Annotated in this window: 24 protein-coding genes; 9 read left to right on the plus strand and 15 right to left on the minus strand. The window is 51.2% G+C overall.

The window, feature by feature from the left end; all coding sequences use genetic code 11:
• Nucleotides 1-420 precede the first annotated feature (420 nt).
• From ACR0C6_RS20340 to gltS, 4 genes are all read right to left on the minus strand, one after another.
• Entirely contained in the window at nt 421-861 is a 441-nt protein-coding gene (locus ACR0C6_RS20340) for a hypothetical protein (RefSeq protein WP_480620876.1), read from the minus strand.
• A gap of 169 nt (nt 862-1,030) precedes the next feature.
• Nucleotides 1,031-2,593, minus strand: a complete 1,563-nt coding sequence (locus ACR0C6_RS20345; protein WP_480620878.1) for a tannase/feruloyl esterase family alpha/beta hydrolase — start codon at nt 2,591-2,593, stop codon at nt 1,031-1,033.
• 198 nt (nt 2,594-2,791) lie between these two features.
• Nucleotides 2,792-4,927, minus strand: a complete 2,136-nt coding sequence (locus tag ACR0C6_RS20350) for an adenylate/guanylate cyclase domain-containing protein (protein WP_480620880.1) — start codon at nt 4,925-4,927, stop codon at nt 2,792-2,794.
• Between the two features lie 277 nt (nt 4,928-5,204).
• Complete coding sequence (gene gltS / locus ACR0C6_RS20355) at nt 5,205-6,440, minus strand: sodium/glutamate symporter (protein WP_480620882.1); 1,236 nt, start codon at nt 6,438-6,440, stop codon at nt 5,205-5,207.
• 184 nt (nt 6,441-6,624) lie between these two features.
• Between gltS and ACR0C6_RS20360 the strand changes: the two genes are divergently transcribed.
• A complete protein-coding gene (locus ACR0C6_RS20360) occupies nt 6,625-6,969 on the plus strand; it encodes a hypothetical protein (protein WP_480620884.1) in 345 nt (114 codons plus the stop codon).
• A gap of 169 nt (nt 6,970-7,138) precedes the next feature.
• Here ACR0C6_RS20360 and ACR0C6_RS20365 read toward each other — a convergent pair whose 3' ends face one another.
• Both ACR0C6_RS20365 and ACR0C6_RS20370 read right to left on the minus strand, forming a co-directional pair.
• Complete coding sequence (locus ACR0C6_RS20365; RefSeq protein ID WP_480620886.1) at nt 7,139-8,269, minus strand: patatin-like phospholipase family protein; 1,131 nt, start codon at nt 8,267-8,269, stop codon at nt 7,139-7,141.
• Nucleotides 8,270-8,444: 175 nt separating this feature from the next.
• Complete coding sequence (locus ACR0C6_RS20370; protein WP_480620888.1) at nt 8,445-9,662, minus strand: MFS transporter; 1,218 nt, start codon at nt 9,660-9,662, stop codon at nt 8,445-8,447.
• Between the two features lie 445 nt (nt 9,663-10,107).
• On the opposite strand from ACR0C6_RS20370, the gene ACR0C6_RS20375 reads away from it, so the two are divergent.
• Both ACR0C6_RS20375 and ACR0C6_RS20380 read left to right on the plus strand, forming a co-directional pair.
• Nucleotides 10,108-11,367 carry an efflux RND transporter periplasmic adaptor subunit gene (locus tag ACR0C6_RS20375; protein WP_480620889.1) on the plus strand — a complete coding sequence of 420 codons (1,260 nt, stop codon included), beginning with the start codon at nt 10,108-10,110 and terminating at the stop codon, nt 11,365-11,367.
• A 3-nt stretch (nt 11,368-11,370) separates the two neighbouring features.
• On the plus strand, nt 11,371-14,415 hold the full coding sequence (locus tag ACR0C6_RS20380; RefSeq protein WP_480620891.1) for an efflux RND transporter permease subunit: 3,045 nt from the start codon (nt 11,371-11,373) through the stop codon (nt 14,413-14,415).
• Between the two features lie 520 nt (nt 14,416-14,935).
• Here the strand turns inward: ACR0C6_RS20380 and ACR0C6_RS20385 are convergent.
• The 4 genes from ACR0C6_RS20385 to ACR0C6_RS20400 all read right to left on the minus strand — a co-directional run bounded on the left by ACR0C6_RS20385 (nt 14,936) and on the right by ACR0C6_RS20400 (nt 18,777).
• On the minus strand, nt 14,936-16,267 hold the full coding sequence (locus ACR0C6_RS20385) for an MFS transporter (RefSeq protein WP_480620893.1): 1,332 nt from the start codon (nt 16,265-16,267) through the stop codon (nt 14,936-14,938).
• 121 nt (nt 16,268-16,388) lie between these two features.
• Complete coding sequence (locus ACR0C6_RS20390; RefSeq protein WP_480620894.1) at nt 16,389-17,357, minus strand: zinc transporter ZntB; 969 nt, start codon at nt 17,355-17,357, stop codon at nt 16,389-16,391.
• A 125-nt stretch (nt 17,358-17,482) separates the two neighbouring features.
• Nucleotides 17,483-17,743: a hypothetical protein gene (locus tag ACR0C6_RS20395; RefSeq protein ID WP_480620895.1), complete on the minus strand. Its 261-nt coding sequence runs from the start codon at nt 17,741-17,743 to the stop codon at nt 17,483-17,485.
• A 182-nt stretch (nt 17,744-17,925) separates the two neighbouring features.
• Nucleotides 17,926-18,777, minus strand: a complete 852-nt coding sequence (locus ACR0C6_RS20400) for a LysR family transcriptional regulator (protein WP_480620896.1) — start codon at nt 18,775-18,777, stop codon at nt 17,926-17,928.
• Nucleotides 18,778-19,034: 257 nt separating this feature from the next.
• Here ACR0C6_RS20400 and ACR0C6_RS20405 point away from each other — a divergent pair, with 257 nt between their 5' ends.
• Entirely contained in the window at nt 19,035-19,283 is a 249-nt protein-coding gene (locus tag ACR0C6_RS20405) for a hypothetical protein (RefSeq protein WP_480620897.1), read from the plus strand.
• Nucleotides 19,284-19,301: 18 nt separating this feature from the next.
• A complete protein-coding gene (locus tag ACR0C6_RS20410; protein ID WP_480620899.1) occupies nt 19,302-19,667 on the plus strand; it encodes an SPW repeat domain-containing protein in 366 nt (121 codons plus the stop codon).
• Between the two features lie 47 nt (nt 19,668-19,714).
• On the opposite strand, the gene ACR0C6_RS20415 is transcribed toward ACR0C6_RS20410, so the two are convergent.
• Genes ACR0C6_RS20415 through ACR0C6_RS20430 form a run of 4 tightly spaced genes read right to left on the minus strand, consistent with a single transcriptional unit; the run spans nt 19,715 to nt 22,441 of the window.
• On the minus strand, nt 19,715-20,749 hold the full coding sequence (locus ACR0C6_RS20415) for a succinylglutamate desuccinylase/aspartoacylase family protein (protein WP_480620900.1): 1,035 nt from the start codon (nt 20,747-20,749) through the stop codon (nt 19,715-19,717).
• A gap of 5 nt (nt 20,750-20,754) precedes the next feature.
• Nucleotides 20,755-21,660, minus strand: coding sequence for a 30S ribosomal protein S6--L-glutamate ligase (rimK, locus tag ACR0C6_RS20420; protein WP_480620902.1), 906 nt, complete (start codon nt 21,658-21,660; stop codon nt 20,755-20,757).
• A complete protein-coding gene (locus ACR0C6_RS20425) occupies nt 21,657-22,157 on the minus strand; it encodes an ATP-dependent zinc protease family protein (RefSeq protein ID WP_480620904.1) in 501 nt (166 codons plus the stop codon). Before ACR0C6_RS20425 ends, rimK begins: the two co-directional genes overlap by 4 nt.
• Nucleotides 22,158-22,162: 5 nt before the next feature.
• Nucleotides 22,163-22,441 carry a hypothetical protein gene (locus ACR0C6_RS20430; protein WP_480620905.1) on the minus strand — a complete coding sequence of 93 codons (279 nt, stop codon included), beginning with the start codon at nt 22,439-22,441 and terminating at the stop codon, nt 22,163-22,165.
• 96 nt (nt 22,442-22,537) lie between these two features.
• Here ACR0C6_RS20430 and ACR0C6_RS20435 point away from each other — a divergent pair, with 96 nt between their 5' ends.
• The 4 genes from ACR0C6_RS20435 to ACR0C6_RS20450 are packed head-to-tail and all read left to right on the plus strand — an operon-like array spanning nt 22,538 to nt 24,919.
• Entirely contained in the window at nt 22,538-23,368 is an 831-nt protein-coding gene (locus ACR0C6_RS20435) for a magnesium transporter MgtE N-terminal domain-containing protein (RefSeq protein ID WP_480620907.1), read from the plus strand.
• Nucleotides 23,369-23,902: a magnesium transporter gene (locus tag ACR0C6_RS20440; protein ID WP_480620909.1), complete on the plus strand. Its 534-nt coding sequence runs from the start codon at nt 23,369-23,371 to the stop codon at nt 23,900-23,902.
• A 58-nt stretch (nt 23,903-23,960) separates the two neighbouring features.
• Nucleotides 23,961-24,416: a CBS domain-containing protein gene (locus tag ACR0C6_RS20445; protein ID WP_480620911.1), complete on the plus strand. Its 456-nt coding sequence runs from the start codon at nt 23,961-23,963 to the stop codon at nt 24,414-24,416.
• Complete coding sequence (locus tag ACR0C6_RS20450) at nt 24,416-24,919, plus strand: NUDIX hydrolase (protein WP_480620913.1); 504 nt, start codon at nt 24,416-24,418, stop codon at nt 24,917-24,919. The genes ACR0C6_RS20445 and ACR0C6_RS20450 overlap by 1 nt, the downstream gene beginning before the upstream one ends.
• A gap of 103 nt (nt 24,920-25,022) precedes the next feature.
• Here ACR0C6_RS20450 and ACR0C6_RS20455 read toward each other — a convergent pair whose 3' ends face one another.
• Nucleotides 25,023-25,184, minus strand: coding sequence for a hypothetical protein (locus tag ACR0C6_RS20455; RefSeq protein WP_480620915.1), 162 nt, complete (start codon nt 25,182-25,184; stop codon nt 25,023-25,025).
• Between the last annotated feature and the right edge of the window lie 243 nt (nt 25,185-25,427).

Here is a 25,427-nt window from a genome sequence, read left to right on the forward strand (position 1 = left end):
CGGGGGCAACGTCTGCTTTGACGTCCCTCTGACTGCTTATGTGGGGAACCGGACTTTGGTTTGAACAGGACCATGGTCCGAGTAGCGGGACAAAGCTGCCGTTGACCGCACCGCAGCACGCCTTGCCCGAATTACTGACCGTTTCTGGGACGAAGCCGCTGCTGGTTGTTGTATAGCGCGCTTGTTCCGCAAGAACGACCGCCTAGTGGAAAAAGCCGACCGCAATCGAGATTGCTTCAACCCGTCTTAATCCGTAATCTTGTCACCAAACCAGCGCCAAAATGATCCCACGCCTATTTACAAGTGCAACGGTTTGCGGAACGTTAATCCGCCGACGCTGGTGTTTGGAAGTGCACTCGATCTGGGCGTCGTAGATTGTGTTAAAGCCAAAGGTGGAAGTATCCTATGCTCGACGGTCGGTTAGGCGTCAGGAACCTCGCTTACATCTATGATTGGCCACCAAACATGGTTCTCAATCATTTCCCAGTTCATGTGTTCTGTTCCTTCTGCGTTTTTTAACAGAGTTGCTAGCTCTCGATTAATGTTGCGTCCGCCTCGCACGTATTCTGCTAGCTCCCGATGAAAAGAGATTGCGAAAGCGGCACCTAGCTCGGTGAGCTGAAAGCCGTCTTTTGTTTTTGCAACATGATTGCCTATTGCTATCAGATCCAATTGCCGACGAACGGAAGTTTGGGGCAGGTTCGTGTGCGATGCTAAGGCACGGGTCGACCATGGTTTCCTATGAACCAGCAGCGCTTGATGTACACGTTGCATCTGTGGAGTGTAACCGAACCAATCAAAAGTAATGTCCCAGCGCCGCCAGAGGCGGATACGAGTTCTTTCTGATTCACTTAAGTCCATGCGTTTTGCTCGATCTATGATAGGCTAGCATGATCAATTACATCGCAAGAGCCATCTGTATCACTAGAAAATTCAAACCCAATGGCTGAGCAACTGTGCAATATTTGCGGTTATGGTTGGAGATTTTCCAGCATGCCTAGGTCCGGAGATTTCAATTATTTCAGAATTCTCAGCCAGGTTTTTTACAGGAAAAGCTCTCTTTGGAATTGGGATCTCCGGAACCATCATAAGTAACGACACCAGGATGCGCGCAGATTACTCGCTCTCCACCTTTCCCACGGAATGGCGCTGCCAAAACATCTGGCGCCTTACCGGTTTCAAGCCAAGTATCCATCGCGGTGAGGTAGTCGGTCCCATCTGGACCTGGGCCACCGTTGCAGTGCGCAACGCCCGGCCTTAGGAATAAGCGCACGTCATCTGCAGCGTTTGGATCTTGTTCAATAACCCGCTCATAGTAATCCAATGTGCCGTAGGCGGACATGCTTCCGTCCATCCAGCCATTGTCGATAATCAGCTTGCCACCTCGTGCCCGGAAATCGGAGATGTCAGCATCATCGGCGTTCAATGTTTGAGCAACTCTACTTGCGTTGGTGCCGAAATCAGTGAAGTCAAATCCGACGTAGCTCCAATCCGGATCGTTGTGGATGAAGTATTTCAATATACCGGTTGCGAATGCCCATGAACCGTTTGGTACTGCTGGAGCACGAAAATCACCGCCGTCAGCGCCCTCATGATACTCGAGGCCCGTATCAAGACTGTAGCCTCCCGTAGCCCAGAGGTTCCAACCGAGTGCGGAGCCCGGCAATTCGGCGCCGATTGGTGTGCCGTGAACCATTTGACCATCGATTTCGAATGTATCGTAGATAGCCCTTGCCGCGGCTAACTGTTCTGGTGAAAGGCATTCATTCGAAGATTGTTCGCTGCACGCTAACTTGTCGACATCGAAAGTGCATTGTCTAGGGTCATTCAGGATACCATCTGCGATCCCGTCAAGAGCATCGCACTCAGCCATGACGGCATTGCCGATCAGCGTTAGGGCCTCATGCCCAATCACAGGCTCTGAGATCTTTTCAGGATCGGGATACATATTCTGTGCACGTATGATCCAGCGCGCGCCCAGCTCATGTGTCCAATTGAAAGCTGGAGCCATCGCAACAATGCCGTCGAAGTCTTCAGGATAGCGTTGAGCTTCCATTAGGGCCTGCCCGCCGCCTCTCGAACATCCGAAGAAAATGCTGCGCGAGATTTCCTGCCCATAGTGGGCCTCAATGAGTGGTTTAGAAACAACGGCGGTTCGATGTACTGCCTGATGACCGAAACTCACAAGTCGTTCCAAGTTATTGTGTGCCCAACTTGCGTCAAGGCTGTGGCCTTGATGGCCTGTGTCTGTGCCGACCGTCGCCCATCCGCTTTCGAGCGCATCTACGAAGTCTGTTGCAGCGTTCATTACTGACCCCACAAAGCCGCCACCGCCGCCCATCACAAACTTACCGTTCCATGCTTCCGGGAGAAGCAACTCAAAATTGGACTCTGTGCCGATAATTCCCTCCACTTTACAGTGCGGCACTGGCGTCTTCTCGACTGTGACGGACATCATCCGAACGTCGGGAAGGGAGGGAAATGCTTCAACTGAGCAATCCGCTGCAAGAACCTGTCCTGCGGCAACAATCAATCCCGGCAGGAGGTATACACCGCGGCAACACATACTCGCTGAAAGACAAAAATTTACCATTTGACACTTCCTTCAAATCCAGAAGATTGCAAATACCGGGGCCTCAACAACACGCCTGGTAAGCCGAGCGGACATATCCCCGCGCTAAGGAGCGATGCTTCAGAAATCATCTTTGAAGATTTCGTGACCGCTTCGAATTATTGCGATGCAATGGTTCAGAGTATTGCTGTTTTGACAATGCCCAGACTACGATAACCACTATTTCCTCTCAAACCAGTAAATGCCATCCCAATCAAACTCCGGTGGTTTAGACGCAAAACTGCTGCAACGCTCGATAAAAACATCCACAAGACGCTTGTTAGCTGCGATTTCTCGATGCCTCTGGAGGGCGTCTAATGCTTCAGCCCATTTTCCAGACTGATACAAGGCATAGCATGCGCGCCATTCTTCGAGTTCGCGTTTCTTGGCTGCGCTCACCAGAAAAACACCCTCATCATCTTTTTCCGCTATTAGTTCAAAGATACGACTAGGAAAGCTAGTCCCGGCAGGCACGACTAAGTCAATTTCGCGCAGCAAAAACCTGTTCGTGACATGAACAGCCACGTCTTCCGATATAAGAATCCTTGTACCGTAAACTTTGTTCAACCCTTCTAGTCTGGAAGCAAAATTAACGGCAGCACCGAGCGCAGTGTATTGCAATCTTGAGAGGGACCCAACGTTACCTACGACTACGCGACCGGTGTGTAAGCCGAAACGCGTGTGCAACGGACGTAATGGTAACGCTTCATTATCAGAATTGAGTTTCGCCTCAGCTTGCAAACAAGTTAGAGCTGCTCGGCAAGCATGAATTGGGTGATCAGTATCATCCAGCGGAGCATTCCATAGAGCCATAATGGCATCCCCGATGTACTTATCCACGGTACCCTGATTGCCGGATATCTCTTTTTCCATAGCTTCGAAATACTCGGACAAAGCAGGCATCAGGACTTCGGGTTCAAGCCCCTCGGTTTGGCGCGTAAACCCTTTGAGGTCGGCGAACATAAGAGTCACGTCGCGCGACTCTCCCCCAACGCTAATTCTCTCTGCTCTTGAAAGGATGGACCGCACTAGCTCCTTCGGTACGAACGCACCGAAACTCGACAATCCAGCTTTCATACTTGCAACGGCGGCACCGAGTTCGGCGACTTCCTGAATATTTGATTTCAGGTCCAAGTTGTCACTTAGTTCAAAGTTACTGACTTTTCTCGCCTCTGTTGCCACACGCACAAGATTTTTGCTCAACAGCCGGGCGACAACAAAGGTAAATGCGACAGCCAGAAACAAAGCAAGTACGCCGATTTGCATGGCACGGGTCGTGTTTCTTTTTATTTCTCCGATAAACTCATCTTCCGGCACTATAAGCCCGAGCGTAGGTTGGGCACCAAAGACTTCAGGGATGGGCATCACAGATACGAAATAGTTTCTTTCATCTGATGCCGAAGCTATGCGAAAAAAATCCTGCTGGCTTGCTCGCCATTCATCAATGACACTGTCAATAATTTTGCTATTGCCTTCTATTTTTTCGTTCGTATCGGAACTCACGAAGCGCGCCGCTCCGCCTTCGGACCGCGAGCTGGTGTACGATAGCAGGCGACCTTCGCGATCCAGCATGAAAACCAAACCATGATCGCCGATCCTGATATCATCTAGGATTTGCGAAAGTGCCGACATTGTTATGTCCAACGCAACGACGCCCATCAATTCACCATCGTCATCAACTACGGTTTTTGAAAACGTTGCACCTAGCCGCCCTGTACTCTCAAATTGATAAAGCGGCGAAACATATATACCGCTTTGCTCTAACGCGCCGCGATACCAGGGGCGCGTTTGAGGGTCGTAGACAGCGGTTCCACTAAGAAATGGCGTGGCCAGCGAACTGCCATCGGACCAATAGTAGGTTTCAATACGCTCGCCAGATTGATCGGAGATTGTCCTTTGGACGCGGTCTACTCCATCCGGCACTGGTAAAGCGCTCGGTCCAAAGGTTTTCCAGTGTTTCGGGAGGTTTATACTCTGAAAAAAGTCTCCAGATTTTTCCTCACCAAAATACAAGCCATAGTAGTGCTCATTGCCTTGCATCAGCGAATAGAGCACGTCCAAACCTGCACTTGAGCCAGCATCTTCCGAAAAATTTGAAAGAAAGACAGATGCAGAAGATACGACGCCTCCCGCCCCAAGTATAACGGTTAGCATCTCATCGACTGACTGACTTCTGGCCTCGGCCATCCGCTCTTTCGCGGTACGAATGGCGAGTTCTCTGTTGCCAAAATAAAGGATGGCAACCAGCGTTGCTGTTACGACTAACGTGAGAAACGTGAATAACGTCGCAACGCCGATATGGAGGCGTACTTTCATACCGGTAATTAGTCAAAATGTGACCATAGAAGTCCAGCCGCTCGTCATCTCAAAAATGAATTTCTTGATGAATTGTTCCCATCGGACAAAAAAAGTTTTGGCACTAGTGATCGTTCTTGGCTCTATTAGCGCTTTTGGTCCCCTCAAACCTAAAACTACAGGACGGCATGAAGTGTGTTTAAACACGATATAACCGGTGACCAGCAACGTTCTTATCCGTTATCACTTTGGCAACAACTGTTGTCTACTGCCTATGAATCTCAATATACCCAGACCCCTAAGGTAGGCTCGAAACAAACGCTTGGATGATAAATGCATTAGCAATATCGACAAAGAAAGCTGAAACCAGCGGAAGCACAATGAAGGCAAGCGGAGATGGGCCGTACTTGTGCGTCACGGCAGTCATGTTTGCGATGGCCGTTGGTGTAGCTCCAAGCGCGAAGCCCGCAAAACCAGCCGACATCACGCCTGCAAAGTAGTTTCGCCCCATCGTTCGATAGACAACGAAAATGATGAAAACAGCAGCAGCGGCAGCTTGAAGCGTCATAGTAACGGCCAAAACCCCAGCGGAACCTGCCAAAGTCCAAAGTTGCATACTCATTAGCGACATTGAAAGAAACACCGCTAGCGAGAAATCTTGCAATAGTTGTAAAGACGCGGTCCCCGTTGGCGTCTTGATTTTCGGCAAAACTCTGGGCGTCAGGTTTGCAAGTAAAATACCAGAAAGAAGGCATGGCACAAAGAGTGGCAAGTTTGCTCCGGTCAGCTCCAGCGATTCATCGGCTATGTAACCGATAACAATTGCCACATGTGTCCAAAGAATGGCTCGCATCATCCCAGGATTTGTTGGAGCACCGTTTGATTCAGTTGAAGCACCGACCTCGACACCGTTTTTGTTGGAGTCGCTAACTGTTGCTTTCTCCTGAGTACTTGGTTCAAGTTGGTCACGTGCGATTAAGTAGCTGGCGATTGGTCCACCTATCAGGCTCGCCATGATCAACCCGATCGTCGCTGCAGCGATGCCGAGTTCTGCTGCGCCCGCTACTGCGTATTGCTCTTCTACAACTGGGCCCCACGCTATGGCTGTGCCGTGACCACCGATGAGAGATGTTGTCCCCATCATTACACCGGCCTGAGATGGCAACCCAAATAGTGAAGCTCCGAGAACGCCTATCCCATTCTGGATAAACATGTACCCAATGGTCAAAACAAGCATAAGGCCCAGAAGTGGGCCGCCTTTAACTAGGTCTGAGAACCTCGCATTAAGACCAATTGTAGTGAAGAAATAGATCAGCAAAGAGTCGCGCGAAGCCAGATCATAAACTACTTCTCGCCCGGTCACAGTCACCACACCTAGCGTCACTAGTGCTGCCAGTAAGCCCCCTGAAACTGGTTCGGGGATTGAGTACTTGCGTAAAAGCTCAAACTGCTCTGTGAGCCTTGATCCGAGAAAGTACACAACGATGCCTAGCGTCACAGCAATAAAACTATCCACCACTATCGGCTCTGCCATGAACGGACTCCTAACTTCGTCGCACCACTATCCGGTCGTTAACGAGCTGCACAAACGCAACCTGAAAATATGGTCCGATGGTAGAGCATGATAGAACAAGGGTGCAACAAGACGATCCTGCTGCTAGATTTAGCTGATCCTGAAGACAAGTACCCAATCTATGAAGAATTAAAGGGTTATCGACGTGAAACACTTGATTAAAGGCGCTGTCAGTATCGTCTTTCTTGCTGTAGCTGGAGCTACTGCTATCGCGGACGAGAAAACACATACCTATATCTTCTTAGGTGAAGAGACGGTCCTGACGAACACTGAAAATTGTGTCTATAAAATCATGGAGCAGGGCGTCGAAGTAGAAGAAACCGAAAGCCAGATGTTCCACGAATTGGCTCAGGGAATTATCCTTGTTTATGCGCAAAAATATGTAGGTTATCGAAGCACTGGAAAAGTACCAGATTCCTATACCGAGGAAGAAGCCGAAATACTGCAATCAGGTGAGTTAGGCGAGTTTTTCGAACACTGTTTCGATTAAAAAAGACGTTCAGAAAATTCGATAGTAATAGTTTCACCTTCGTCGCGGCCGGGGTTGATATTTGTTTCCGGTCAGTTTCACTAGTCTAGTAAGCAAGCCAAACTGCAGCATGGAACCAACATAGCGCAAACCCATCGGGTTCTGTCGCTAACGACAATAATTCTCTGTTTCACTTGGGAGGCCTATCGCTCCAGAGTGCCCCCGATTTGAATCGCTGATAGCCGTAGTCGAACAGCGCTCGCATGTAGTCTGGATCGAAAGGTTCAGCCAGTGGGTAGTCGAAATCTGTTCCGATCCAAGTAGCTTGGTACTCTGCGCCTCTCTGCAGGCTTAGTTTGTACGCAATCGTGAGATCATCTACGCCTTGTGCTTTGATAAGTGTAGAAAGCGATCGTGCGGACACTTGGAAGACCCCCGGTTTTATTACTCTTAGTTCTGGCTCAACTTTGCCGTTTCGGATCGCGTATAGTTTGCCTCCTCGAGCATATTTTCTTGGGATATCCCATCCTGGAACGTAAGCGGTTTGAGAATAGACACCACCATCAACGTGCAGTTCATCTCGAACACCATCCTGAGTTTCGACGTCGATTAAAACGGGAGGGAAAACGCCTGGTATTGCGGCTGAGGCTAGCAGTACGTCTACGAAAACCTTTTTTGCATTTGGTGCCCCGCTGTTTGCGATCGCGCCTAAGTCCCAAAGCACAGGCCTTTGCGCGTCCAAGCTGACCGATTGAACCAACAAGCGCCGGCCACGACGATGTTCGTTAGCAACTTTTGCTAGGAAGTCGTCAGTAACGTAACTTTCGATGAGTTGCCTTAGTGGGTCAGAACTCTTCACAGAAGCACCGCTCAGGATCCCAGTAATGAACCTTCCTTTGAAAATTCGGGACGGTGGCAGCCCACCGTACAGGTTCTTGAGTTCATCGTCATAATCGCTTCCTAAAAAGGCGAAGGGCGCAGCCAACGCACCCGTAGAAACTCCTGTAACTGCCATAAACTCTGGGCGAGTACCGGCTTCGCTCCATGCGGAAAGAATGCCAGCGGCGAAGGCTCCATCTTCGCCCCCGCCTGATAGCGTCAGAGTGTAGTCTGAAGTAATCCCCGATGCCTGTCGCTGGCGTAGCGAGGTTTCTAGAAGCGCACTAATATTAGTGGGAGCAACATCAGCCCAGTAGCGAGCACCTTCGATACCTGGAACTTGTGGGTCCTGGAGATCCGTAGCGCTTACTGGAGTCCTCGAAATACTTGAGCAAGCCACTTGGAAAAGTAAAAGGAAGACAAAGAGTTTTTTCCAATACATGCGTCCCGTCTCCCCCGCGACTAACTGACTTGGGATAGGCTAGGACAAACGCCAAAATCATCAAAATGGACCATTTTTTAATCTCAGCTCTAACCTTTGGGGCGCATTGTTTGTTCCCAACTCTTTGGTCGCCTTCAAACAAAAACCAGCAATAAGAAACTTGATTTTCATAGTATTAGCGTTTCTCGGACGGCGCCATTTCTGTACTGGTTGGTAGGACATCAGTGTGAGACGTCTGCTCAGCACGCGAAACAGGGTCAACTGACCATACCCTTTGTCCCAAATACAAAGCAAAACAAAACATGACCGCAAAATTCACCCAATAGAGCGCAATGTCACCGAAGAAGGTTGTAGCGACATTCGCGATCAGAGGACCGGTGATGGATCCTAAAGTCCAAACCAAAAGCATAGTCACCGCCGCCGAAGACACAAAGACCGGAACTGTTCGGTCTAACGCGTGCGCTACAAGCAAAGAATAAAGGGTGAGCAAGCTCCCACCCAGTAACACCAGTATGATGGAAAGTATTAGGAAACCGACTGAGTTGTAATCGAATGAATTGACGCTGTGGTCATAGTCCACATCGACGAGAATCCCCATAGAAAATAGAACTAGTGTTGCAGTGGTCGATGCGATCAAAATTACTATCCGGCGGTCCATCTTGTCGGATAGCCGACCAAGCGGAAACTGAAAAAGAACGCGCCCGAGATAGATTAAAGCGACCATAATGGCCACGTTGATAATCTCTATCCCGAGCTGAGCAGCGCTGTAGGGAACGACGCTCAACAGCGTAGTAGATACCATACCAATGGCAAAAACACCCACAGCCGCGGCTGGTGCATCTTTGAACAAACCGCGCACCCGAATGGGTACCGGTGTGTCATTGTTGGGTGGCGTTGATCGAGTAGTAGAAATAACCACAATCGAAAGGCAGTAAAACAAAGCGACGTAGACGAATGCCTCTCGAATATCCCCAGGCACTATAAAGACTAAGAACTGACTGAATACCGCTACTATGCCTACGACAATCGAATAGACTGCGAGCACACTCCCACGGGTCCTTTCCTCTGCTGTTTCATTCAGCCAGGTGTCGCCAATTGAAAACAGCCCTGCAGTCGCCAAACCGCTAAGGAAACGCAAGAAGACAAGAAACGGCGTACTGGTGGAAACAGAAAACAGTATGGCCACAGCGATCGCGATAGCTGCGCCAAAAGCAAATGCACGGATATGGCCAAAATCAACGATGGATCTGGCAACGACAAAGCAGCCGACTAAAAACCCTGCGGAATATGCTGACGCTGCCATCGAAGCAGCTTCTTGTGAAGCTCCAATTTCAGAAAACGCGAGTGGTACCAAAGTGCCTGATCCAGCGGTGGCTAGCTGAACAGCAGCCATCGATATGAAGAGTGACTGAAGACTGATGATTTGGTTTCTTATTGCCAACGCGCGCTAGCTCCCATTTCTAGCAGTTCTCTGTCGCTTTTTTGCAAGGCGCATTTGCTCAGGCACGACACCGTATTGCCCGGACAATAGCGCTTTTTCCGGTGTCCGTAGCACTGAGCTCCTCATGAATCGCAAAACACTGAGAATAATAGGATGACCTCAATCGTTTGCGAAAGAAATTCCTTGATCCGTTTCTAGCGTACACTTTGAAAACACCATGAAATAGGTATGTAGTAATCACTGATCTGCACGCTGAGCCATTTTGGCTCACTCGTTGTTGTTAAAAGACTGATTTACGGTCAGTGTTAACTCAACAAATCACGCTTCACGCTGAGCTGCTCGCAATTGTTACGAGTGCGAAGCGACCGAAAAACGTAGAAAGAGCGAGTGAATAAGCATGTATTTGAGAATCCTTGGGAGTTTGGCGGTTGTCTTGTTTGGTGCTTTTCCCATTGTGACCGCGGCGCAAGACACGCCCCCAACCGCTCGACCTGCAAAGGTATTTACTGTCCCCGAAGCTAGCTCTGATTTTGAAAGAATTTATCCTGCAATCGTCTATCCATCGAGAGAAGTTGAGCTTTCATTTCGAGTAAGTGGACGCATTATTGAACTACCGATTAGGGCTTCCAGCAGTGTCGTAAAGGAAGACGTCATTGCCCAACTAGACACTCGAGACTTTGAAGTCGAAATAGAAAGACTAACCAGCCAACTAGAACAGGCTGAGGCAAACCTTGCGGTTTTGAAATCCGGTGCACGTCCAGAAGAAATTACAGCATTGGAAGCCTCAGTTCAGGCGGCTCAGGCCCAACGCGATCAAGCCCGTGAAGAGTACATCCGCGCAACGCAGCTTCTAGAGAGGGGTGTGATTCCCACCGCGCAGTATCAGCAACGCGAAGCTGCCTTTCGTCTGGCGGAAGCCGAACTGGTGTCGCGTGAGGAGCAACTGACGATTGGTCGAGTAGGTGGGCGACCCGAAGAGATAATCGCTGCGGAAGCAGCAATCCGTGGCCTGAACACACAAATTCAGTCCGCGAAAAACAATCTTTCTGACGCCACGCTTAAAGCGCCATTCAGTGGAACAATTGCGCGGCGCAATGTGGACAACTTTCGCAACGTGCAAGCCGGTGAATCCATTGCCTTAATTCAAGATCTCTCGACATTGGATGTAAGTTATGACCTACCCGGCGTCGACATAATCGCAATGTCATTAATCGGCTTCGACAATGTCGTAAGCACAGTGACGTTTGATGCCATGCTTGACGTAGAAATGGAGGCTGACCTTGTCGAGTTTACCACCCAGGCGGACGCGGCGACGCAGACATATCGTGGTCGTCTATCAGTAACCCCGCCCGAAGATCTGGTAGTGCTGCCCGGAATGGTAGCGCGAGTGACTATTAGGGCAGAAAGCAAAAGCGAAGCGCAGGTGAAAGTTCCACTTTCTGCTTTAGCGGCAAACCCCGATGGCTCCCCTTACGTTTGGACCTTAGATGAGCCCAGCAACTCCGTTAGGCGTCAACCAGTTGAACTAGGAGAAATATTTGACGACTTCGTCATCGTTTCTGCGGGCCTCAAGGCTGGGGACGTTATTGTCACTGCAGGCCTGAGCGAACTTCAAGACGACATGGTGGTTCGCCCGATTTCAAAAGTTGGTGAGTAACAAATGGATCTCGCAAGGTTTGCAATTGAGAAGCGTCTAATTTCAGCGCTGGTTACTATTCTGATTTTGGTGGCTGGTTATTTTGCGTATCTAACTCTTCCCCGTTTCGAAGACCCTGAGTTCATAATCAGGCAAGCCCAGGTGATAACACCGTACCCTGGCGCCACCGCGGAAGAAGTAGCAGCAGAAGTTACCGAGGTCGTTGAGAATGCTTTACAAGAGCTCCAAGGAGTAAAACAGGTAAAGTCAGTCTCCTCGCCCGGACTCAGCACTGTAACAGTAGAGTTTTCCATACCCACGACACCTGACTTTCCATCGCTTCACGCGCGATTTGCCCAACTACGTGCGAAGATACTTGACGCTCAGGCGAGTCTTCCACCGAATGCGCTGCAATCTCAGGTCTACGATGACTTCGGCGATGTGTATGCCTTGTACTTTGCGATTGTCGGAGACGGCTATTCAGTGGCCGAGCTTCACGAGTACGCCAAGGAGCTTCAAAGGGAGTTGGTTGCTGTCGACGGTGTTTCGAAGGTGGTCTTAAGCGGAGTACAAAAAGAAGCAATATTTGTGGAATATGCTCCAGCAAGGTTAATTGAGCTGGGGATTTCACCGAAGCAAATCGAACAGGTCCTCGAAGGACAGAACCTTGTAGCGCCCTCGGCTTCAATTAAGTCCAATTCGCGTCGTATAGAGATACGGCCGTCGGCAGCAGTAGACTCAATTGACGCCATCAAAGACCTAGTTGTTTCTATGCCTACTAGCGGCGCATCGTTTCGACTTTCTGATATCGCTAATGTGTCGCGCGGTTACGTTGAACCTGCAAGCCCCCACCTTTTTCGTGATGGTCAGCCCGCAATTGGGATTGGAATATCCAATAGCCTTGGCGGAAACGTTGTGACCATGGGCGAAGCAGTGAAGCAACGGATAGGCGAGTTGGAGAACCTTAGGCCAATCGGGATCCAAATTTTGCCAATCTCGGATCAGTCTGCTTCTGTGAAAGTATCCGTCAACGACTTTGTCATGAACGTTGTTTTGGCTCTGATCATAGTTGTTGGCATCTTGCTTGTTTTTATGGGGCTAAGGTCCGGAATTCTTATGGGAGGTATTCTTCTGGTCACGGTTGCAGGCACGCTTGCCGGAATGCACCTCCTAGGCCTTGACATGCAACGGATTTCGTTAGGCGCACTAATCATTGCGCTCGGTATGTTGGTCGACAACGCAATTGTCGTTGTGGAAGGCACATTGGTGCGAGTTCAGCGCGGTGAAGCCACAAGTGATGCAGCAATCTCTGTCGTAAACCAAACCAAATGGCCGCTACTTGGCGGCACAGTTGTAGGTTTATTAGCGTTTTCCCCCATCGGTTTTTCCCCGGACAACACCGGAGAATACGCTGGAAGTCTTTTTTGGACTATTTCGATTTCTTTGCTTTTTTCATGGTTGGTAGCGATATGGCTTACGCCCTATTTTTGCACTTTGTTGCTTAGGCCAACCTCCGAACAACCTCCTGCAGAGAATTCCATCCTCCGTGCCTATCGTTCGGTACTCGCGTATGCGATCCGTTTCCGTTACGTTACTGTGGGTCTTGTTGTTGCTCTCTTTCTTTCCGCTGTCGCCGGGTTCGCACTAGTACCTCCGGGTTTCTTTCCCAACAGCACAAGGGCGCAATTTGTCGTAGACTATTTTTTACCCGAGGGAACCGATATTCAAAAAACAAGTCAGGACATGCGAGAAATAGAAGCGCATATCCTGAGTCTACCGGGTGTCACCTCCACAAATCTATCGGTGGGCAGCGGGCATCTACGCTTCATGTTGGTGTATGACAGTGAAGACCAAAATCCCGCTTATGGTCAAATCTTAGTGGACGTCGAAGACTATCGACAGATTGATACTCTACAGCCGGAAATTCAATCTTGGATCAACCAAAACTATGCTGATTCATATGCAAAAGTTTGGAAGTTTGTGCTGGGCCCTGGCGGTGGATCGAGGATCGAAGCCGAATTTTCCGGCCCCGATCCCATTGTTCTTAGAGACCTCGCCGAACAAGCTAAACGAATATTTTCTGAGAACGGCGCCATTGCCATAAAAGACGACTGGCGCGAACAAAAGCAGGTAATTCGACCAGTAATCGATACAGAAAACGCCCGTAGGCTTGGCCTCACCCAAGCTGAAATATCTAGGGCAGTTTACTGGCATCAGGTAGGCGCGCCTTTAGGGGTTTATCGCGAAGGCGACAACCTTTTGGACATAGTAATGCGCCCCTTCGAATCAGACCGCAAAAACATCAGTGACCTAAAAAATATTCAAGTTTATAGCGCGGTAGCCGCAGGATACATTCCAATATCCCAAGTTGTAGATCGATTTGACCTTGTTTTCGAAGCTGGAAATCTTAGGCGCATCGACCGCAGGCTTGCGATCACCGCACAAGCCGATAACGCACCAGAAGTACTCTCAGGTGACCTGTTCGCCCAAGTCAGGCCACTCGTAGAGGCAATCGACTTGCCAAGTGGTTACTCTCTCGAATGGAGAGGTGAGTACGGAGACTCGCAAAGTGCAAACGAAGGCCTTGCTTCGACCATGCCACTTGGATTTGGCGCGATGATCGTCGTAGTTTTCTTCTTGTTCAACGCAGTCCGTCAGCCTCTGATCATTTGGTTGACAGTACCGCTAGCTCTCATTGGGGTTGTTTGGGGCCTCGCGGCAACTAGAACACCACTCGAGTTCATGGCAGTACTTGGCATCTTGTCCTTGACAGGAATGCTAATCAAAAACGCTATCGTCCTTATTGACGAAACAGACTCTCAGGTTGCTGGTGGAAAATCTCGATTGCAGGCCGTCGTCGACTCGGCCGTGTTACGGGTTCGCCCAGTTTCATTGGGAGTACTTACCACGGTACTAGGAGTGATGCCGTTGCTGTGGGATCCTTTTTTCGAATCTCTCGCGGTGGTAATTATCTGCGGCTTGAGTTTTGCTACCGTTCTTACGCTGATAGTGGTGCCAACTCTCTACACAATCTTCTTCAGAATAGGTGAGCACGAAACTGCGACTTAACAACTACAACTGCATTGGAGCCAGAAAGCAAAAACCCAGAAAACACCTAACACAAGATCCCTGCAGACTATGTCTATCCGTTATAAATGCGGTATCTTTGGAATAGAGATAATCAAGTATAGGCTGCCAGAGTTCTCCTATTTTGAATTTTTTGTCATTGGATAACAGCGGCCGGTTTTTCCAGAATGGATTTTGACCCATTTTGCCGAGATTTGTCTGCTTTATAGTTCAAAGTTGTCGCATAATAGTCGTTGCGCGACACTCCTTCGATTAATCCATGCATAGCGAGAAAAAAGTCTGCTTTGGGCTCGGAGAGGTCATTCGCTAAATTGCGGCGAACGTCCAAATTGCGGACAAAGTTGCCGTAGGCTCATCGCTTTCTGATGACTGGTCTCAGCCCGAAGCGGACATTCCCAACTAATCTTTGCAAATCCCGATAAGCGGATGAACCTGACCTTCGTCGCGCTGACTGTAAGGTTTGCTCTTGTGGCTAAGCGCGCCGCGAACACATTGGGGAAGATTAGGAAGAACTGTCTTCAGAATTAGCTCTTGGCGCCACACTATCCTTCACATCGGGTTGGGCGCCCAGCTCGCTCTCAGCGTCAGCAAGCGAAATTGCCTCATCTTCACCGACAGCAAGGACGGCAGTTTCAGGCGTAACCACCCTTGCAGGAGCGCTGACGCGAAATGCGGTCTTCTCGCCCTCGGGAACTGCGGACTTAGAAAGAATCCGCCAAATCGTAAATAGGATCATTAGGCAATGCGCTGCGACGGTTGTAAGAAACAAACCCTGTGGCCCGAATGCTGCCATGGCGAAACCAGCGATCAACGGCCCTACAATTGAACCTAAGCCGAAGACCATCAAAAGGCCGCCTGAGACTTGGATGGACGTGCCAGGTGGTGCATGGTCGTTCGCGTGCGCAACGATGATTGGATACATCGCAAAAATTGTAGCGCCGAACATCCCGACCAAAGCAAGGTTCATGACCCGCGACTCCGGTGCAAGAAGGACGAAAGCCAGATCCGAAGCAAGAGCTACGACCGCTGTAAATAGTAAGACTTTACGCCGGTCCATTCGATCACTTGCAAATCCAATTGGAACTTGCGCAAAAGCTCCGGCCAAAACCGGAATACTTGCGAACAAAGCAATTGCAGTAAGTGATAGCCCAACGCGATCCGCATACACCGCAGCGAGAGTCCCAAAAGCTGCATTTGAAATGCCGACAAGAAAGACCGCGGCAACCGCAACCGGTGAGTTTCGCCACAATGCCGGTAGGTCGAGACGCACAGATGTCAGGGGTGCGGGCGATGCCGAGGTTGATAGGGCTGTTGGTATTAGCGCCAAACAATACACCATCGCGCCAATGGCAAAGAAGATGAAACCCGTTGCATCTCCCAGTGAGATAGCCATCTGACCGGCTGTGACCGCACCTAGGTTAACCATCGTGTAGACGCCAAAGACTGTACCACGCGTATTGGGTTCAACCTTGTCGTTGAGCCAAGATTCGACGATCATTGCCGCGCCCGCAAAACAAAAACCAGAAACCGCGCGCGACGGTATCCAAGCCCACGTTTCCACTACCAAAGCCTGGAAAAGGATCGTTACGGCAGCGAGAGCACACATTACGCCGAAGGTTCGAATATGTCCTACTGCTCCAACAAGTCTTGGTGCAATAAGGCATCCTGCAACGTAGCCAAATGCCCACCCCGTTCCTAAAAGGCCCAGAGAGCTGGCGGAAAAACCTTCGAAAGAGCCACGAACGGGAAGTATCAGACCATGGACACCACCTGCGAACAGAAGAAGCCCTGATCCAAGAAGCAGCGCTGATATCGGTAAGAGCTGTCGGAACATCGGTTCCAGCCTAATGTCAAACTGGGAAATGAGAAGCTATTTTGCGCGCAATCGGGTGTTCGCGAAGGTGATCAACGCTTTCTGTGCAGCAGCTTGGTCAACCTTTGGCAATCTACTTTTGCTACAACCACTTTGAGAGTTTGAACACGACGTAAAGTGCAATTCCGATGGCAGCCGAAGCCAGTGTCAGCGCCCAAAACGCAAAGGGCGCGCTCAAGCCGGGCATGCCAGCAATATTCACGCCAAATAGACCAGTCAGAAATCCAAGTGGCAGAAAGATTGCTGCCACGACAGACAAAAGATAGCCGTTTCGAGCAAGCGCATTCGCGTGCTCGGCGTTCATTTGCTCCTGAAGCGCTGTCAACCGGTCCCGGCTTGCATCCAGTTCCTCAAGTGTACGGCGAGTGCGGTTCGCGGTTTCATTGACCAATACAGATGCGTCGCTGTGAATTACGCTACTTCTCAATGAGGCTAAAGCATCGAGCGCATCGCGTTGCGGACTGATATAGCGCCGAAGTTTAATCACCGTTTGCCGCAATCGCGCAATGCGCTCTGGTTTGATTTCATTTCCTGTAAGCCCGATCTCTTCGAGAGAGTCTGTCTCGTCTTCAAGTTCAAGCGAGACAGCCTCAATCCGCTTTGTGAGCCCCGCAGCAAGTTCTGCCAAAAATGCACCGACACTTTCTGGCCCGATACCGCTTTCGGCTTTTAGACGAAGACTGTCTGCTACCCAGACTTTGCGCACACGGGCAGATACGATGGTTCTTTCCGTGGCCCAGAGCCTTAGAGAAACCATATCCTCCGGAGACGCATCAGGGTTCATGTTAACGCCGCGCAGGTTCAGGATGATGCCATCCTCGTGCAGATCACATCGTGGTCGCGTTTCGGATTGAAGCAATGCTTGCGCGGCTATGTTTGGCAGTTGTTCGGATGCCCATTGCCTTAAGCCGCTGTCGGCGAGGTCAAAATGAATCCAGCGGTAACCGTTTTGCTGCCTTGCAAAGGGTTCTAGCCACTCTGAAGAGACGGGGACTGCTTGGCCAGCTACTATATCAAACGCGCAGATGGGAGTGACTGTTTGGGTGTTCATTGGCAATCCTTCTTTATGTGGGTTGGAAAGGTAAGACCACTGATGCTGGCCGCAACACGCATTGCCTTTTAAGAGTGTGCAGCTTTACTCCTATGTAATACCTTTCCGCACTAGGGTCTGGGCAATCAATCCAGACCATCCCGGCTTCGCCGCGCAGAAACGTGACAAGGGTCATGCTGTTGCTGCGCATCTAAATGATTGGCTTGGTGGTAGGAAAGGCAAAGCGCAATGGCGACCTCGATACTTTCGCCGGTCTCATAGTCAAAACAGTGTTCCGGTCCGCAGAGTTCCAGAATCTCCCCGAGTTGGATCAGTTTCGATAACGTGGCGCCGCAGTGATCACAGAACCCGTTTGCAAGAGCAGGCTTGAGTTCCGGTAGTTCCACAGTTTTTTGAAAGTTGCACTTTCACTTACCCACATGCTTCCAAAACCCCACTCAACGCAATCAACGATATCTCGGCGATGTCAGACTTCAAGGCTCGGCGATGAGATTAAGGGGGATTGTGGTCTGGGTTCAGCCCTTCCTTTGAGCTGAGATTTTGGTTTCGGAATCAATCTAACTGGTATTCAACAAACGGAGGCCGCGAGGCTGCGAAGCTGTTTTGCGGCTTGGCCCGGCAACCCATCAACGTCGCTCTCATCAAACACCGCATAGGCTGCATATGCGAAGCGCGGCGCAGCCTCTATCAATGCGAGCCAGCCTTCTTCAAGCTCTGGCATAATCACACGCTTGGGAAAGTACCCGGCTGCAGGAACTGACTTCAGATACTGAAGGCCCAGGGTTCCGATGCCAAGCTGAAGGCGCGGCGTGTCAAGCTCCGGAAAGTTCAACAAATGGTCTGCTCGGAACTCAGGGCCCCAATCAATAAAGACATAGTTGACGCTGTGAACGGTTGGAAGAGTCAACGGGCCGCTAGTGACAAGAACAAACTCATCTTCAAAGAGTTGTAATGCAGTGAGGCTCGACACGCTTCGCGGCCGATACATGATTGCAAGGTCCAGTTTTCCTTCTTCAATCTCGCGCGTCAGTGTTTCGGAAGAAGCGGCTGATGCTCTGATTGCAACATCGGGTAGCGATGTCATTAGATCTGGCAAGGCATTGATGAGATATCCGTCCCAAAGGCTCGGCGCCGCGCCGATTTCCAACGCTGCTGCCATGGTGGCGGGAAGACCAGCGTCCAGCTTTGCCTGTGTCCAGGTGCGCACCAGAACCTGAGCGTGTTTGAGGAAATGCCGCCCTGCAATGGTCAGTGTTGCGCCTGACTTACCACGTTGGAACACCGGCTGACCAAGCTGTTGCTCAAGCGTTCGAATTCGCATGCTGACTGTTGATTGCGTGACATGAACTTTGGTCGCAGCATCGAAAAAGGTGCCCGTTTCAACAACCGCGAGGAAAGTTCGAGCAAGTTCAATATCCATAGCCAACCTATTTGAATATCCGATATTATCGGCGAGAAAAATTCGTTATTCAACAAGATACGTGTGTGCCATACTCTCTATGTAGCGCGAAAGTGCCCCCACCAGATCGGAAAGCCAATCAACAATTCTCGTTTGTAGTGGAGATCCCGAGCTGAGGAACCGTTGCAATCTGAATCCTGTGAATTTGCCACCCACACCGGAGCGCTGCACCAACCCCACAATGGGCACGAAGCCCATTTTCTCATGGAGAAAACAAAATGAGTCGAGTTTCTATTGTTGCTCTTCTCTCTTCGCTGTTTGCTGTTCCGGCATTCGCTATGCCCGCTGATCTTGACATGGACGGTGATGGCCTGGCGTCTCTGGCAGAGCTTCAGACCAAGTATCCTGAAGTCTCGGATGATCTCTTCCTGGAGATCGATGCGAATGCAGATGGTTTCATCAATGACGACGAATTGGTTGCCGCCGTTGACGCAGAACTTCTCTCTGGTCCCACAGGTGATCAGTAAGCAAAGGTTGTCACGGCTATGAGGAAGCTAATCCCGCCCGACAAATGGCTGCTTGCCGCGATGGGTATTTGGTTGGTTTTGTCCCCCTTTGTCCTGTTTCGTGAGGAAACACTGTTGCAGGGCATGGCTGAACTTGAAGCAATCGCCTTCATGGCAACTGGCATTGTTGTTCTGGTCATGTCCGGCGCTGACGGCCGGAGCCACCTTCTCGCACGGGTGGCTCCGGTTTCAGCTCTGGGGTTCCTATTGATCGCGGCTCCAACGTCGCTGAACTTCACCGGCCATATTGTGGCGACGGCCAATGCATGGCTAACGGGATCAGCGCTGATCGCGCTCGTCGTATGGGAGGTAATGGCGAGCCGCGGATTGCGTGCAATCTCGTAACCTGGCGCGGGGCGGGCAACTGCCCCGCGTTTTTACATTCCGACTATCTAAATAATCTCGTCTTCATCGAACATTGGATCGCCGTCGAGCTGATTGGCGATCATGTCGATCCGCATTTCAACATCCGCGCTCGTCGTTTTGGCGATATGAAACAAGGCGTCGCCCTCGTGCACAAATGGCAAATTAGTGCGTCCTACAATGATGCCGTCCGCTTCTCCAAGAACGTCCATTCTGATTTCCCCAAACGGGTCCGAAATCCGGCCGAGCAAGTCGCCGACCTCTACATATTCGCCCGCCGCCTTGAATGTTCTTAGCAATCCACCGGCCGGAGCGCGTACCCAGGAACTCATTCTTGCATGAACTGGCGCCTCACGCACAGACGCGATCCCGCGCTTGGCAACCATGCCCATCGCGTTCATTACCCGAAGAATCCCGGCGAGCCCCGCCCGCGCCGAAAGCTCGTCAAATCGAAGCCCTTCGCCACCTTCAAACAGCAATACATCGACGCCGCGCTCTTGGGCTGCCTTTCGCAGCGACCCGTCGCGCAGCTTTGAAATCATGACGACCGGTGCACCGAACGCATCGGCGTACCTGATCGTTGCATCCGAGGCCGGAGAAACTCGTATTTGAGGCAGGTTGGTGCGATGAATAGCGGCAGAATGAAGATCGATACCGAGATCGGAACGCTCAACAATTTCGGTCATGAAGATATGTGCGAGGCGGCCCGCCAATGATCCGCCCTCGCTACCGGGAAAAGACCGGTTCAGGTCGCGCCTGTCCGGAAGGTATCTCGATTGGGTCATGAAGCCGAACGCGTTCACTATAGGCACAACCAGCAACGTGCCCGCGATCTTGTCGAGTTGAGGGGCTCGTAGCAATCGCCGTGCGATTTCGACGCCAATCACTTCATCGCCATGAATCGCCGCGCTGACAAACAGGACCGGCCCTGGGCGGCGGCCATGAACCACATGCACTGACATGCTGACCGGCGTATGATCGGACATCACGCTCACCGGCACGTCCAGCGTAGTCTGCGTGCCTGCCGGGACGGTGAAACCGCCGATTTCAAATGGCTCGCGCATGGCTGTTATCCGCGCCCTCTGGTCTTAGTGTTTCCCTTGGCGGCGTTCTTTTCCAGAAACTCGATGATCTTGCCTGCAACATCAATGCCCGTTGCCTTTTCCACCCCTTCAAGTCCGGGTGAGGAATTCACCTCCATGACAACCGCCCCATGATTGGCGCGCAGCATATCTACGCCACAGACATTCAGCCCCATCGTCTTAGCTGCACGCACAGCGACAGAGCGTTCCTCGGGTGAGATATTGATAGGCTGGGCGCTCCCGCCCCGGTGCAGGTTGGATCGGAACTCTCCTTCGGCCCCCTTCCGCTGCATCGCCGCGATAACGCGGCCACCAACCACAAGCGCACGAATATCTGTACCGCCCGCTTCCTTGATGAACTCCTGTACCATGATGTTAACTTTCGCGCCGCGAAATGCCTCGACCACGGATTTTGCCGAGCGGTTTGAGTCGGCAAGAACCACCCCGATGCCCTGCGTACCTTCCAGAAGCTTGACCACCAGAGGAGCGTCCCCCGCGAGTTTGAGAACTTCGTCGGTTTGCTTTGGATCATGAGCGAACGTGGTGACAGGCAGGCCAATGCCGTCCCGCGCCATGAGTTGCATGGAGCGCAGCTTGTCGCGCGATCTGCCAATCGCCACTGACTCGTTGAGTGGAAAGACCCCCATGATCTCGAACTGTCGCAGCACGGCCAATCCATAGAATGTGACCGATGCTCCGATCCGGGGGATTACCGCGTCATAACGCCCAAGCTTCTTTCCGTCATAGTAGACCTCTGGTCGGCGTGAAGCGATGTTCATGTAGTAACGCAACGTGTTCACGATATCAAGCTCGTGGCCGCGCTGCTCGGCGGCTTCTTTCAGACGACGGTGGGAGTAAAGCTCTGGATTGCGGGCAAGCATGACAAATTTCATTGGCGTTGTCCTTCCGGGTCCTTGCTTCTGGCTTTCTTTTTGATCTCCGTTGGAACTTTCCCGGAACCCAGCAGATAGGAGTGACCCGGGTCGACAAGAATCCCCCGCCTGCGAATGGCAGTGCGGCCGAGGATCAAATCAAATTCCATCCTCGCACGGTTGGCCAGAGAGACGTCGATCTGCCAGCGATGCCGTCCAAGTAAAAGCTGCGTTCTCACGATCAGTCGACGTTCGGGGACACCACCTGTGTTCTTGATCTCGCGTTCGTCGACAACCCTGGTTCGAACCCGGTTTGGTGAACGGCGGTTTTGGACTGGTATCATGAACTCGACCCATCGCTCGCCGTCAATTTCAAACACTGTCTGGTCCACAGCATGGAGTGCTGCGGTTCTTGCACCGGTGTCTATCTTGGCCGGGATATTCTCTATTCCGAATTCGGGCAGGCTGATGCGTTCCCGCCAACCTATGATTTCAGGGTGTGTGGCACGCTTCACCATAGCATCTACTCTATGCAGTCATCGTTGGCACGTCTGTAATTCACAAACGAATTGGCGCTCATCACGACATAGAACGTATCCATGTCGATTAACACGTACCCAAGTTCAAAAAGTGCAACCGACAGTGCTTGGATGTCTGTTTCGTACAAACGTCTACGTCCTGCGATCCGACGGACGAGCTTGTCCGGGATTCGATATCGTCCATTTGGCTTACCACCAAAGTCCTGATCGTAAAGTTCGGCCAGGCGTACGGCGGTCATAGATGTCCAGTCACTTTCAAGCATGACTTTTTTCTATAATGACAAAAATAATTTGTCTATAGACAAAAATATTCTGCTATAGGGTTTTCACTGACCAGAATCTCCACCAATGAAACGAAGATGAGAGACATCGATACTATCCCGAGGGAACTGGAAGCGCAGTTGCAGCAAGCCCTGGCAGAGCGTGACGGGGCTGAGATCGCAAAACTGCTTGATCCGCTTCCGTTGAGCGATGCCCTGCGTGAACTGCTCAATCTGCCAGTAGAGCAGCGGAGTGCCGTACTATCTTTGCTGCCACCGGAACTGGCTGCCGAACTTGTCGAAGAGGCTCCGAACGCGATGGCGGTCGACCTTGTCGAGCGCATGGAGTCTGAGCAGGCCGCAGAGGTCATCGAAGAGCTGGATTCCGATGTTCAGGCTGATGTCATAGGAGAGCTTGAAGACGCAGATGCGGAAGCGATCCTTACCCGGATGGATCCTGGGGACGCCGCAGATGTTCGTCGGCTGGTGGAATATGAGGATGATGTTGCAGGAGGCCTCATGGTTGCCGAAGCCTTCACGTTTTCCGAGACCGATACAGTGGGAAGAGTGCTCAGGCGCTTCGCCAATGAAGAGTATGACCTTGAACGCTATCGGGGTCAGCATCCCTATGTGCTGGATTCAAATGGTGCCCCAATTGGAGTGGTCTCATTACGCAGTCTTGTGTCCACTCGTCGAAGCGCGCGTTTGACCGATATCATGGCGCCTCCAATTGCCGTCCCGGCCAACATGCCGCTGGAGAAATTAGAAGACTTGTTCGATGAACACCCGTTTCTTGGATTACCGGTCGTGGAGGCGGACGGGCATCTGGTGGGCGTCGTCTCGCGGTCTGCCGTCGATGAAGCCCTTCTGGAATGTGCGGAATCGGCCAGCCTGAAACGCCAGGGTGTCTTCGGTGATGAACTTCGCTAGATGCCGCTGCCACTTAGGGCGCGGCGGCGGCTTCAATGGCTTTCGGCCAATATCGTCCTCAACGTCATAGCAGCCAGCGTCATAGCCGCCTATGAAGAAACGCTTGCCGCGGTAATCGCGCTTGCAGTGTTCCTGCCGATGGTGTCCGACATGAGCGGCTGCTCGGGCAATCAGGCCGTCGCGGTCAGCATGCGCGAGTTGTCCCTCGGCCTTGTCCGGCCCATCGACGCCATGCGTGTCTGGTTCAAAGAAGTGTCGGTCGGGTTGATCAACGGGTTCGTTCTGGGGCTTCTGATCGGCGTCGTTGCCTGGATGTGGAAAGGCAATCCGTTTCTGGGGCTGGTGATTGGTGGAGCACTTGGGCTCAACACCGTCGTCGCCGTGTCCATTGGCGGTGTTCTACCATTGCTGTTGAAGCGCATCGGTCAGGACCCTGCCGTCGCCAGCGGCCCTTTATTGACGACTATAACCGACATGGCGGGGTTCTTCCTCGTATTGAGCCTTGCAACCGCAATGATGCCACTTCTGGTTTGACGTTTTCCCGCACCCGAACCATCAGTTCGGCCGGGTACCTTCTCACGAGGAAAAAAGAATGACGATCTCAAGCATTGTCGAAACACAGAATCTGAAAAGACGCCCGTTCTGCGACGCCGACACAACGGTGTTCGAAGTGGCTGTGACCATTGCGCTATTGGAGGTGAACGCGCTTGCGGTACTTGAGGATGGGAAGTTGGTCGGGATCATCACGGATCATGACGTGCTGCTGTGCCTCGCGGATTCAGGCTCGGCCTTCTACGAACAAACAGTGGATGACTGGATGACAGAGAAACCAATTACATGTGCAACTGGCTCGAAGCTTTCAACTGCTCTCAATCTGATGGCGAAACACGACATTCGAAACTTAGTCGTCACCCAACGCGGCGAGCCTTATTCCGTCGTTAGCAGCAAAGAGATACTGGCAAGGATTCATGAGGAAGATGAATTGGAACTGAAAATATTGCGCGACAGAGAACGCAATAAACCCGGTCGATTTGTTGTTGAGACGTAATGGCAATTGCAAAAATGAGCAAAACCAGAAGGGCCGCGGATACGACAGGTAAGCTGTATGCGCAGGCTGCAGCGCTGCCTTTGAGACTGTCAAACGCTTTTAAGGTAGAGGTGTTGATTGTGACGTCCCGAGATACAGGACGTTGGGTTCCACCAAAGGGTTGGACGAACAAGAGAAAAAGTCCTTGGTCATCCGCGAAGATCGAAGCCTGGGAGGAAGCAGGCGCAATAGGCGCTATTTCCAAAACACCGCTCGGGACATACGACTACAACAAAATCCTCAATGACGGCACCGCAATAACTTGCCGTGTGACACTCTACCCGATGATTGTGCAGAAACTCAGCAAGAAGTGGAAGGAAAAACACGAGCGAACAAGGTGCTGGTTCTCACCCGAGCAAGCGGCAAGGAGAGTGTGTGAACCGGAGTTGGGAGCAATGATTTCAAGCATTGAGGCTCGGCCAGACTGGTTGCGAAAAATGTTGAAGAAATACGCCAGTGTCTAGTGTGCACATATCTGCTCGCCCCGGAACTGTTACACCGTTTTGGACCAATCTGGAAAAGACTGACAATGGTATCACCGAAATGCCGGGCAATGGGGCCAGACGGTCAACCCTTTTTGTGCACCACGACGATAAATTGGGTCATCGAAAAGAAGAAGCGTCCAACTATTGAAAGGCTATGCTGTTCGTCAAACCACGATTGCGCAACAGCGGGACCAACATGGTCATTTGCGACAGCGTATTGCTTCATGAGGCCTTTTGTTTCCATCAGCTTCCTCCTCTTACTCCATAAGCGAGAGTACACCCACTTGTGATACACGGTAAGTTTTTTGGAGTGCTCAAGAAAAGTAAAACGATTGACTGCGTTATATATATCCCGACATCAGAACATAGTAAGAACATCTATTTCTTAGCGGAAGTTTCTCCCTTATGATTTCGATAAAATCTGGAGAAGCAAATGGGCGGTATTGGAAGTGGTAGGCACTGGCATTGGGGAGCAAAGAACACGACT

The organism is Ruegeria sp. AL12, assembly GCF_056540885.1.